The 10,988-nt window shown below is 64.3% G+C and carries 8 protein-coding genes; 3 read left to right on the forward strand and 5 right to left on the reverse strand.

The genetic code is table 11. The features are described 5' to 3' along the window. Window positions 1-603, forward strand: a 603-nt coding sequence (locus ACRC20_RS05095; RefSeq protein WP_438685265.1) for a transglycosylase SLT domain-containing protein, incomplete at its 5' end; no start/stop codon positions are given. A gap of 109 nt (window positions 604-712) precedes the next feature. Here ACRC20_RS05095 and ACRC20_RS05100 read toward each other — a convergent pair. The 3 genes from ACRC20_RS05100 to ACRC20_RS05110 all read right to left on the reverse strand — a co-directional run bounded on the left by ACRC20_RS05100 (window position 713) and on the right by ACRC20_RS05110 (window position 4,976). Further along, window positions 713-2,413 carry a hypothetical protein gene (locus ACRC20_RS05100; RefSeq protein ID WP_438685266.1) on the reverse strand — a complete coding sequence of 567 codons (1,701 nt, stop codon included), beginning with the start codon at window positions 2,411-2,413 and terminating at the stop codon, window positions 713-715. Between the two features lie 99 nt (window positions 2,414-2,512). Beyond that, a complete protein-coding gene (locus ACRC20_RS05105; RefSeq protein WP_438685267.1) occupies window positions 2,513-3,910 on the reverse strand; it encodes an NAD(P)/FAD-dependent oxidoreductase in 1,398 nt (465 codons plus the stop codon). Window positions 3,911-4,070: 160 nt separating this feature from the next. Continuing rightward, the gene (locus ACRC20_RS05110; RefSeq protein WP_438685268.1) at window positions 4,071-4,976 is read right to left on the reverse strand and encodes a hypothetical protein; all 906 of its coding nucleotides are present in this window, start codon (window positions 4,974-4,976) and stop codon (window positions 4,071-4,073) included. Between the two features lie 4 nt (window positions 4,977-4,980). On the opposite strand from ACRC20_RS05110, the gene ACRC20_RS05115 reads away from it, so the two are divergent. Together ACRC20_RS05115 and ACRC20_RS05120 are read left to right on the forward strand one after the other, a co-directional pair. Next, a complete protein-coding gene (locus ACRC20_RS05115; RefSeq protein ID WP_438685269.1) occupies window positions 4,981-5,913 on the forward strand; it encodes a hypothetical protein in 933 nt (310 codons plus the stop codon). Window positions 5,914-6,652: 739 nt separating this feature from the next. Beyond that, complete coding sequence (locus ACRC20_RS05120; RefSeq protein ID WP_438685270.1) at window positions 6,653-7,171, forward strand: DUF2505 domain-containing protein; 519 nt, start codon at window positions 6,653-6,655, stop codon at window positions 7,169-7,171. Window positions 7,172-7,272: 101 nt separating this feature from the next. Here ACRC20_RS05120 and ACRC20_RS05125 read toward each other — a convergent pair whose 3' ends face one another. Next, window positions 7,273-10,035, reverse strand: coding sequence for an RND family transporter (locus tag ACRC20_RS05125; RefSeq protein WP_438685330.1), 2,763 nt, complete (start codon window positions 10,033-10,035; stop codon window positions 7,273-7,275). Window positions 10,036-10,211: 176 nt separating this feature from the next. Further along, window positions 10,212-10,610, reverse strand: coding sequence for an MmpS family transport accessory protein (locus tag ACRC20_RS05130; RefSeq protein ID WP_438685331.1), 399 nt, complete (start codon window positions 10,608-10,610; stop codon window positions 10,212-10,214). Window positions 10,611-10,988 lie beyond the last annotated feature (378 nt).

A 10,988-nucleotide genomic window follows, 5' to 3' on the forward strand; every position in this document is an offset into this window, starting at 1 on the left:
ACGGAGATCTACGAGAAGTTGAAGAAGGCGGCGGCGAAGTACACGGCGACCGACCAGGACGAGGCGGGCAAGCACAAGGGCACCGACACCGGGACCGGCACAGACACGACTGGCAAGGGCGCCGACACGGGCACGAGCACGACAGACCCGAGCAGCAAGATCGACACCAGCAAGGTCACGTACGACAAGGTGAACGGGTCGGGTTCTGTCGACAGCTATATCAGCCAGGCGCTCGACAAGAACGGGATCACCGACCCGACGGCCCGCAAGAACTGGACCGAGGGCTACAAGACCTTGATCAGCCGCGAGTCGTCCGGCAACGTGATGGCGGTCAACACTACCGACAGCAACGCGACGTCGTCGTCCGTGATCGTGGGCGATGGCAACACGGCGAACTGCTCGCGCGGCCTGGCCCAGTGCATCCCCAGCACCTTCGCGGCGTACCACGTTGCGGGCACGTCGAGCAATATCTACGACCCGGTGGCGAACATCGCGGCCTCGATGAACTACAGCATGGGGCATTACGGGGTCTCGAAAGACGGCAGCGACCTCACCTCCAAAGTCCAACAGGCCGATTCCGGCCGGGGCGCGAAGGGTTATTGAGCCTCTCTCGCGCGCGAATGGCGCCCGCCATATGGCGGGCGCCATTCGCGCGGGACTCCCTTTTCACCAGGCCCGGGGGCCTCACGGTTCAGGGCGATATCGAGCAGCGCTAGGACCGGGCGAGGCTCCCCTTGATCACGAGCCAGAACGGTTGGCCATCGTCGGAGGCGACACAGGCGAACCGGCCCCATGAGCCCGCTGGCACCGCGATGGAGCGCAGATTTGCGATTTTGTTGAAGGTCGGAGAGCTTCCCGTCGCAGTGTTCACGGTGACGGTGGCCGAGCCGACGTTGTTGACCTGATGCCAGTCGCCGAGCCGGGATGTGGCGGGGTCGATGATGGTCAGGGCGCGGTTCGACGACTCGCCCCAGGTGGCATGTCCGATCCAGTTGGGGTCCAGCTGGGCGGAATACCCCGCGGGGTGCGAGCGCTCTGCGAACGGCCCGACCCAGATGCCGCCGTCGCCGGTGGTGACTTCCATGCCGCCGGAATAGCCGGACAGGGACATGCCCCGGGTTCCGCTGTTCGTGTCGAACCAGACGCCGGTTCCCTCTGCTCCGACGATGCGCTCGCGTTGGCCGCTGATCTGCGTCGACGACGAGTTGGCGTCGAAATCTGTGCGGATCGTGTTCATGGAGGCCACCTGCACGAAGGAGCAGCCGCGCAGCACGACGTCGTTGCCGCTGCGCTGAGCAGGCACTTCGCCAAGGGTGATCAGCACGCTGTTCGCTCCGTCGGCGTAGACGGCCGCGGTGGCGACTCCTTCGAGGTCGGCCTGCTGGATGCTGCAGTTGCGGACGGACGCTGTGCCGCCTTGGCGGGTGATCTCGAGGTTCGCGAAGCCCCACGACACCAGATTGAGCGAGCCGGTTCCGGTCGCCGCGACAGCCCCGCTGGTGATATCCGGCTTGAGGGTGATGGTGTTGCCAGACACCGAGGCCACCAGGTAGGTGGTGTTGGCGGCAAAGCCGCTGCCTGCGGCGCTGAACGAGACCGGCATATTGACGGCGAACTGCGTCCCGTCAGGGACTCCGACGGCGCTCGAGCCGCTCGTGGTGTTGGCGGTGGCCGACAGCTGGGCGGACTTGAACTGGTTGACTTGGATTCTGTTGATATACAGCTCGTTCAGCGACCCGTCCGTGGAGCCGCCGTCGAAGACGATGCCCCGGCACAATCGCTGGTCGCGGCCGTCGCGGGCGACCATGTGGAACAATTCGTTGAACGTGGAGTTGCCGCACATCAGCACTGCTTGGGGCAGGTCGTTGCCGTAGAACTGGCCGTTCTGGCAGGTCCAGGTTTTGATGTTGTCGAAGGAGCAGTGCTGGAAGTTGACGATCCGCACGCCCCATTGCGAGCAGTTCTTGATGTACAGGTCGGCGAACTCGCCCCACACCGGGCCCATGATGTTCTTCGCGCCGAAGCTCAGGCCGTTGGTGAAGTTGTCGATGGCGAAGCCCCGCACGCCTGCATTGCTGATCTGCGTGTTTCCTAGTTGGGTTGGGATAGTGGGGGGCGCGGTGGGGTTGGCTTCGAACGCCGCGAAGGCGCCGCTGCCGACGAGGATGGTTCCGCCGGAGAAGTTCGGCTCCATATCGGCCAGATACGGGCCCACCGACGGGTCGGCGGGGAGCAGCGTCGGAGCTGTTCCCTGGTAGAGCACCCCGGAGACCAGCGGCAGCGGCGCTGTCAGCGTGACCGATCCGGGACCGACCAGCACGGTGCCGCCGCCTGCTGCGGATGCGGCGGACACTGCGGCGCGGATAGCGGTCTCATTTGGCGCGGTCGGATAGAAGCCCGCAGGTGTTGTCATCGTTTCACCATGTTTTCTTAGTAGTTTGCTTAAGGAGCGGACTTCGACGTTCCGAGCATCGACGAGCCGTCCCCGGTTTCCCGGACTGGTTCTTCGGGATCACGCCCTGGTGGCCTCTTTCGGCAGCTTGCGGAGGCGCCGATACCGGCGTGCCCCTAGCGGATGCCCGGGATAGGCTGTTGCGAATCGCAGGATGCGCGTGAGGTGCAGGTCGAGCGACAGCATCGTCGGCACGATCTGAGACATGTCTTTGATCAAGCGTGGCGCGATGTACGCGGTCTTGAGCGACATGTTCCGCCCTAAGGCGTGACGCGGCTTGACATCGCGCAGCGAGAGCATCTGCAAGATGCGTCCGGCGGTGTCGGGGCGCTTGAGCATCGTCTGGCCCAGCGCGTTGAACCAGGTGTACGCGATCTCGGCGTCCCCCATGAAGTGCGAGGCGAAGTACATCTCAAAGGAGTCGGCGTCCCGCCAGCGCCACCACTCGAGCAGTTCGCGCTCGATGTCTCCGCCGCCCAAGCCTCTGACGATTCCTTCCGCCAGCTGCTCGCCGTGGCGGAACGCGTCCGCCATGCCTTGCCCCAGCGCAGGATCCTTGAAATGGCCGGCGTCGCCGAGCAGCGCCCAGCCTGGGCCGACCGGGGTCCGGAAGTACCCGTGCCACCGCCGATACATTCGCAGTGGTCCGACGCGGGTCGCGCCGAGCACGGCGTCGACGAGTTCCGGGCACATGGACAGGGCGTCGTCGAAATTCGTCTGACGATCGGCCAGGACCGCGTCGGCGCTGCTCATCGGGAAGCCCAACTGCACGTTGTAGAGGCCGTTGTCCAAACGCGGGGCGACGATGTTGCATCCGTTCTTGACCCCGAAGACGAGGTCGAATTTCGGGTTCGCCCCCTCGAAGAAGGACCACATCGGGATGTAGTTGCCGGGAATGGTGAGGTATTCTTCGGCGCCCACCGCCTTGCTCACCGTCGAATGCGCGCCATCGGCCCCGATCACCAGGTCGGCGTGCACCGGCCCGGACGAGGTGGCGACGCCCGCTACTCGGCCGTCGTCGATGAGGACGCCGTCGACGGGGCAGCCCAGGCGGACATCGGCTCCCGCCTTCGCGGCGTGCTCGGCGAGGACGTTGTCGAGCACCTCGCGCCGGATCCCGAGCGTGGTGCCCAAAATTTCGGTGTCCATTTGCGATGGGATGGCCACGTCGTTGACGCGGAACTGCATCGTGCGCAGCCGGGTGGCGCCCGCCGCCAGCACATCGTCGAGGACGCCGAGGCGTTCCAGCACTGCTGTTCCGCTGGCGGTGAACAGGTGCGTGGACGGTTTGTCGCCGAGGGCGCCTGTCTTCTCCGCGACGCACACGCTCAGTCCCTGCCGGGCCAGCTGCATCGCCAGCGTGGACCCCGCGCAGCGGGCTCCGACCACGACGACGTCGAACTTGTCCATGCCGACCTCCTGGGTCTGGGTCTGGTTGTTGTCTGGAGCAGGGTTCATATCGCTCCCTAGCCCCGGGTGGGGGATCGTCTGGTCACGCGGTAGGGCGTGCCCGTCGGGAGGCTGGGCCACAGCGGGGGAAGGGCTCGACGAGGAAGGGGCCGAGACCGCCGCAGCGACCTCGGCCCCTTCCTCGGGTTACTTGCCCTTTGCCATCGAATTAGTTGATGATGCTATTCGGCGTCCTGATCGGGTCGATCGGAGCGTTATAACCCGTGGCGCCGGTCGCGGCGCCTGCGATGACGTTTGCCGCGATGGGGGCAAGACCGGACGCTGCGCCCAGCGCTGTGCCGACAACCGCGCCGACCGCGGCGCCGATCGGCCCTGTGACCACACCGCCGATCAGACCAAACTGGCTGCCGAAGTCAGCACCGGCTTGCGCGCCGATCAAACCACCGGAAACAGCTTGGCTCGCGGCGCCGAGCGTGCCGACCGCGGCGCCTCCCACAGTGCCAACGAGAGCACCGACGGCCCCAGCGCCTGCCGGACCGGCGATGGCGTTGCCGATCTGTCGACCGACGTTCGCGATGTTGGCAGATGTCGCGAGCGTGGCGGGGCCCATGCTCAGGTTTGCCGCGTTCACGACCTCATTGGCGATCTGAGCGCTATTGGCGGCGCCGCTGACGCCCTCCGCGAGACCGGCGCCCACGCTACCAATGGTGAGGCCGGTAGCGAAGACCGCGCCATCGGCGGCAGCCGCCAGGTTGCCGAGAACGGAGGCGGTCGGAGCGACCACCGCGGAGAGCGGCCCGAACTGATTCGTGGGGCCGTAGTTGTAACCAACTTGGGCTCCGTAGTTGTAACCGCTCTGGGCTCCGATCTCCCCAAAGTTGCCAATAGCGGGGCTACCGGCGTTCAGGCCAGCGAGAAGGCCGCCGGGCACGGCGCCGCCGGCGCCGCCGATCACACTGCCGATAATGCCGCCACCGATTGGCGAGAGCGCACCGATTTGCTGACCGGCTTGAGCACCGTACAGCGAGTCGTCGGCAGCGCGGCTGATTGCCGACGTGATATCGCTGAGGGGGCTCGTGGTACCAGATATCGAGGGGACGCCAGGCTGGGCCACAGGCGTGACCGCATTGCCGACGGTTGCCGCTGCCTGCGGGGCTGCCGCTACCGCTGCCGTGCTGACGTTCGGAGCTGCCGCTGCCGTGCTGGCGCTCGGAGCTGCCGCTGCCTGCGGGGCTGCCGCTGCCGCTGCCGTGCTGGCGTTCGGGGCTGCCGCTGCCGTGCTGGCGCTCGGAGCTGCCGCTGCCTGCGGGGCTGCCGCTGCCGCTGCCGTGCTGGCGTTCGGGGCTGCCGCTGCCGTGCTGGCGTCGGTTTTGTTAGTTGTGCCGCCGAGGCCGAGTGCGCCTTGCAAGCCGCTCGTCCCCGCGCTGCTAGCGGTGCTGGCGGTGCCGGAGGTTGACGGGCTGGTGGTGCCCGCGGTCGTGCTGGCGGTGCCGGAGGTTGACGGGCTGGTGGTGCCCGCGGTCGTGCTGGCGGTGCCGGAGGTTGACGGGCTCGTGGTGCCTGCCGTCGAGCCGCCGAGGCCGAGCGCGCCCGCAGTCGTGCCGGTGGACGCAGTGCCGCCGCTGGTGGTGGAAGTTCCGCTGGTGGTGCCGCCGCTCACAGAAGAGCCGGTGGACGCAGTGCCGCCGCTGGTGGTGGAAGTTCCGCTGGTGGTGCCGCCGCTCACAGAAGAGCCGGTGGACGCAGTGCCGCCGCCCGCAGTCGTGCCGGTGGACGCAGTGCCGGAAGAGCCGGTGGACGCAGTGCCGGAAGAGCCGGTGGACGCAGTGCCGCCGCTGGTGGAAGAGCCGCCGCTGGTGGTGCCGCCGGAGCTGGCAGAGGATCCGCCGGAGGCCGAGCCGCCGGAGCTGGATCCGCCGCCGCTGTGCTGGTCGATCGTTGAGAACCCGGAACGGTTGCCATTGAGCGCGGTGATGGGCAGAGCGGCATGCGCGCCGCTGGCATTGAATTTGTCGTATTGGGGCAATGCGGTGGTCGGCTCGTTGCCGTAGCCGTAGGAGGCCAAAGCTGCCGCAAACACCGTGGTCGCGGCGAGAACGCCCGTCAGTGGCGCTGAAACACGCCCTTTGTGTGTTCGAGACATGTGAAAACCCTCTTGCTTCTTTGGTTGAGTGAATTTTCTGATAATTTCGCCTATCCCAACACGCGTCTCTCTAGCCGTCCTGATGGGACGACGTGTCAAATTCAGCCTGTTGGGATCCACTGCCAGCGGTATGCCCTGGTCGCGGGCATGCCAACGCGTACAGCAAGACGATCTGCGCGCATATCCGCCCATCCCTTCGGCGTCGTGCCGATAGGGACAGGGGTTGTCATCCTCATTCTCTTTCGGATGGAATCAGATGGAAATAGATGCGGAGCAGCTATATTTTTTAAATAATTTATATAAATGCGGAGCAACCGTGATCCGCATGTGATGACTATACAATCATCCTCGCCGAGGCGCAATACTTGTCGCGCTAATTTTCAATCCGATCGGTTTTATCCGATCCTTCTCGGGGAAATCTCCAGCTCAAGTCGCTATACGCGCCTTTAATTAAAAAGATAATTTAATGACTAGAATTAATTTAATAACCCAAGGCGTGTGAAACATCGTCCGGAACAACGGATCGCCGTGCTCGCTTCAACTCGCGAGAGGGGTCTCGGCCGCATGTGGAATTCATGTTTTGCGGGGCCGTTATTCTGTCAAGTTCGGCGCTCCGCAGGAGGGGAAAACTCTGGTATGCTGGCCATATGGCGACTTCTATCAATTATTCTGCAGATTTCCCCGTGGATCCGAAGCGGTTGCACGATGCGCTTATCGATAAGAAGTATTGGTTGAGCCGTGTTAATAGCATTAGCGGTGAGGACGCGGCGTGCGAATTCCGCGCGGACCCGGACGATGGCCCTATCCCGGAGGGCTGGTTCTCGGTCTGGTCGAGCCACTTGGTCCCCGCCACCGAGCTGCCGCCCGCTATCACGAAGGTGCGTTCTGCCGACCTGCGCATCAATCGCGGCGAACATTGGGGGCCTTTCTGGAACAACCGGGCTTCGGGCCTGTTCACTTTTAGCGTCCCCGAATCGCCAGTGCGGGTGCGCGGCGATGTGAAGCTCGCCCCCCATGGCAATGGCTCGAGACTCGCCTACACCACTGAGTTGCAGTTGAAAGTCCCGTTCCTCAAATCAAAGATCGAGTCCAACCTTTCCGACCGGATCATCAAGGTTCTCGACATGGTGCGAGATTTCACCATCGTCTGGCTCGCGAGCCACTGATGCTACGAAATGCGGCAAAGATAGATAACGCCCACGGCCGTATTCTCATGTCGGTCGAACAACGCAATAACTGACGTATCGATGCTTTGGCGGCCGTGCTGTCATATGGTCGGTATGCGCTCTGGAGCGGGCCACCAGAACCACCGGCCGAGGAGCGTCGCGGCGGCAGGGAGGATGAACGAGCGGACCACGAGGGTGTCGAGGAAGAGGCCGATCGCCACGGTAGAGCCGATCTGCGCGAAGGTGCTGGAGGCGCTCGTCATCATCGCGAGCATCGTGCCGCCGAAGACCAAGCCTGCGGTCGTGACCACGCGACCGGTGCCGACCATGGAGCGGATGATCCCGGTCTTGGTCCCGGCGTGCAGCTCTTCCTTGAACCGGGCGACGAGCAGCAGATTGTAGTCCGCGCCGACTGCGACGAGGATGATAAAAGAGCACGGGGCGACGACCCAGTGCAGCGGCAGCCCGACGAGATGCTGCCAGATGGCGGTGCTGAGCCCCAATCCAGAGAGGTAGGAAAGTCCTACCGTGCCGATGACCATGAGCGCGGCGACCAAGCTGCGCAGCAAGATCAAGACAACGCAGAACACGAACGCGAACGCCGCGATGGCGCTGGTGACGAAGTCTTCTTTGGCGAATGCCGCAATGTTCAGCAGGGTGCCCCCCGCCCCGCCGAGGCTCACCTTGCTGCCACCGAGGGAGGTTCCCTTCAGCGCCGCCTTCGCCGTCGGGATGATGCGGGCGCTGCAGTCCATGCTCTCTTTGCTGAAAGCGTTCATCTCGCCCATGACGAGCATCCTGGTGGCCTTGCCGTCGGGAGAGAAGTAGACGCGGAGGGCCGATTGCATCAACGGGGAATCGAAGGCTGCTTTCGGCAGGAAGAAGAACTCGCTCGGGTTCCCTGCGACGAAGCTGTTCGACACCTCTTCCGTGAACTGCTTGATCTCGTCCAATTGCGGCATCACTGTGTCGAGCAGGCTGCGCAGCGGCGCAAGCATCTGCTGCATATCGGCGAGGAACTTGCCCAGCGCGCTGATCTGGACGTCAAGCTGCGGCAGGGCGTTCGAAGCGGTGCTGGCGCCGTCTAAGACGTCCTGGATTTTGTGCTCGTCGAACTGGTCGAGGTCGTCGAGGAGGGAGAGCCCGGTGACTGCGGCATGGCAGTACGGGATGTTCTCGCAGTTCGGGATCGAGTCCAAGAGCTGGCCCCCGGATTCGGCCAGCGGCTGGACGTCGTCACGAATCGAACGAGCCTTCTCCAGAACGTCGAGGAGCTGGGCCTGGAGCTCGTTGCCGCTGTGAACGGCGTGTCCAAGACCCTGCTCGGCGGATGCCAAGGCGCGTTGCAGGCCCTGGACGACCGTGGAGAGCTGCCCGATGCGCTCGGAGAGCGCGGCTATGTCCTGCAGTCTTGCGATCGTGGTCTGGACCGTTTGGGACATCCGTTCGCCGATGTATCCGGCTTGATAGGGCAGAGTCCCCTGGAGCAGCGGAGAGGTGAGCGGCCGGGTGATGCCTTGCACGGCTCGAACGCCGTCGACGCCGTAGATGGCGTTCGTCATTTTCGCGAGCGCGATCAAATCGGCAGGGTTGCGCATGTCATGGTCGGACTCCACCAGAAGCATGTTTGGGTTCAGGATGTTCGTCGGCAGATGCCGGTCTGCTGCCTCGAGCCCCAGATTCGCCTCGGTTGTGTCCGGTTGGGCCGCGAGCTCGTTGTAGCTGACGGTGTATGTCGGCAAAATGAGAAGCGCGGCGAGGAGCACGGCAACGCTGCCCGCGAGCACGGGAAGGGGCCAGCGCACTGTCCGGGTGGCGATGCGCCGCCAGCGCCTGGGGGAGCGTTGCCCGCGCGGTTCGTACAAGCCGAACCTGCTTGCGAGCGCAAGCATCGCGGGGCCGAGGGTCAAAGCCGCGGCGAGCATCGTGAGGACGCCGATGGTGCACGGCAGGCCGGAGGTGGAGAAGATCGACAACCGGGTGAAGACCATGCACGCGGTCGCGCCCGCGATGGTCAGCCCGGAAGCGAAGATGATGTGCTGCACGCCCGACAGCGCCGTGTAGTACGCCGTGGTCGGGTCTTCCCCCGCCCGTCTGGCCTCTTGGTATCTGCCGAGCAAGAAGATGCCGTAGTCCGTGCCCGCGCCGAGGATGATGCCCGCGAGCAGGCTCGAGGCGAAGATGGAGACGCCCATGATCTCGTGTTCGCCGAGGAACGCGACGATCTGCCGGGCTGTCGCCAAAGCGATCGCCACGACGAGCAACGGTCCGCCGCCGGTGATCGGCGAGCGGTAGACGAAGAGCATGATCAGGACGATGAGCAGCGCGCACGTGAAAATCATGCGGACGGAAGACCGGTTGATCGCGACCAGTTCGTCGTTGACGACCGCAGACGGACCTGTCACATAGACCTTGAGGCCTGCCGGGGGCGAGGCCGCCGACACGGCGTCGCGGACGGCCTGAGTGGACTCCAGCGCGAGAGCGGTCCCCATATTGCCGGTGAGGTTGATGTAGACGAAGGCGGCCTTCTTGTCGGAGCTTTGGAACGCCGAGGACAGCATGGGGTCGGACCACACGTCGACGATGTTGACGACATGCTTCTTGTCGGTCCTGAGCTTCTGCGTCAATGCGGCGTAGTAGCGGTGCGCGTCCTCGTCGAGCGGCGTGCTCCCTTCGAGTAGAACGGTGACGACGTTGTTCGTGGAGCCCTGGCCGAAATATCTGCCCATGTTCGCGAGCGCTTTGACTGAGGAGGCCTCGTCCGGCAAGAAGGACAGGGCGTGCCGCTCGACCACCTGCTCGAGCCGGGGGACGGCGAGATTGAGCCAGCTCGCAAGCAACAGCCACGCGACGATGACCGGCATGGAGAGCCCGTACAGCAGCCGGGCGTACAGGGGCCGGCCCGGAGCGCGGGCGTAGGTCTTGCCGCGGAACGGCACGAAGAACTCGTTCCGCGCTCGGGCGAAGAGGGTGATCAGTCGGTTGAGCACGGGCGTGCGGCCGCTTCCCCCTCGTTCGCCGACGCGATTGCGCTGTTCGCTCATCCGACTCGGACTTTGCAGTTCACCAAGCCTGCCAGCGTGTTCGAGAATTGTTCGTCGCGGAGCTTGCCGTCGATGGAGATCCGACACCCGATCCCGACGGTTTTCGACTGCACCACCAGCGAGGTCATCACGGCTGGTGTGGCGGTGCGCACCGACTGTTGCCAGGGCAGAGTCGTGACAACATCTCGGGCGTGGGCGTTCTCGTCGAGGTAGGACACCGTGACGGGAGCTCCTTGCGGTCCGCTGGCCTCGTACTCCACTGTTCGCTCGGCGAACTCTCCAAGGGTCGGCGCGACACCCACGAACCCGATCGCCTGGTCGGGGATCGGGCTCGTGCGCACATGGGCGATGAGCCCTCCTGCCGCGGCGAGGACGAACAGCGAGACAAGAGACACGTGGCTGCTTCTCATGAGCGCTCCTTTGCTTTGCTCATCGCTGTCCGCTCACTGTCTCGTTCGTCGAGATCTCGCGATTTTCGCCGATAAGTTTTCATCAGGACACCAGCGTTTCTTATGGGGCTGAGGAGGCATGATGTTGTGGTCGGAAAGATCTTTTATCACGCCTGGCGTCTGGTCGTGTTGTGATTGTTCGTCGAGCCTGCGCCGTCGTCACGCCGGATGTGCCCACAGGGCGGTGGAGCGGCGTTGACGGACCTTCGGAAGGTGTTCTTCTCGATAGCGTCCATGCTGTCGCGGGGTTGAGCATAGCAGTACCGCCGACGCATTGGAAGGCAAGCAGTACTGGGCCGTGTTGATTTGACTGAAATTATTATT

The sequence above is a fragment of the Segniliparus sp. genome, from assembly GCF_051660745.1.
Lineage (GTDB): Bacteria > Actinomycetota > Actinomycetes > Mycobacteriales > Mycobacteriaceae > Segniliparus.

What these genes read in the sequence shown, in the direction of transcription:
- ACRC20_RS05100 (WP_438685266.1), bottom strand. Translation starts at nt 2,413, where the DNA reads ATGACAACACCTGCGGGCTTCTATCCGACCGCGCCAAATGAGACCGCT.
- ACRC20_RS05105 (WP_438685267.1), bottom strand. Translation starts at nt 3,910, where the DNA reads ATGAACCCTGCTCCAGACAACAACCAGACCCAGACCCAGGAGGTCGGC.
- ACRC20_RS05120 (WP_438685270.1), top strand. Translation starts at nt 6,653, where the DNA reads ATGGCGACTTCTATCAATTATTCTGCAGATTTCCCCGTGGATCCGAAG.
- ACRC20_RS05125 (WP_438685330.1), bottom strand. Translation starts at nt 10,035, where the DNA reads ATGCCGGTCATCGTCGCGTGGCTGTTGCTTGCGAGCTGGCTCAATCTC.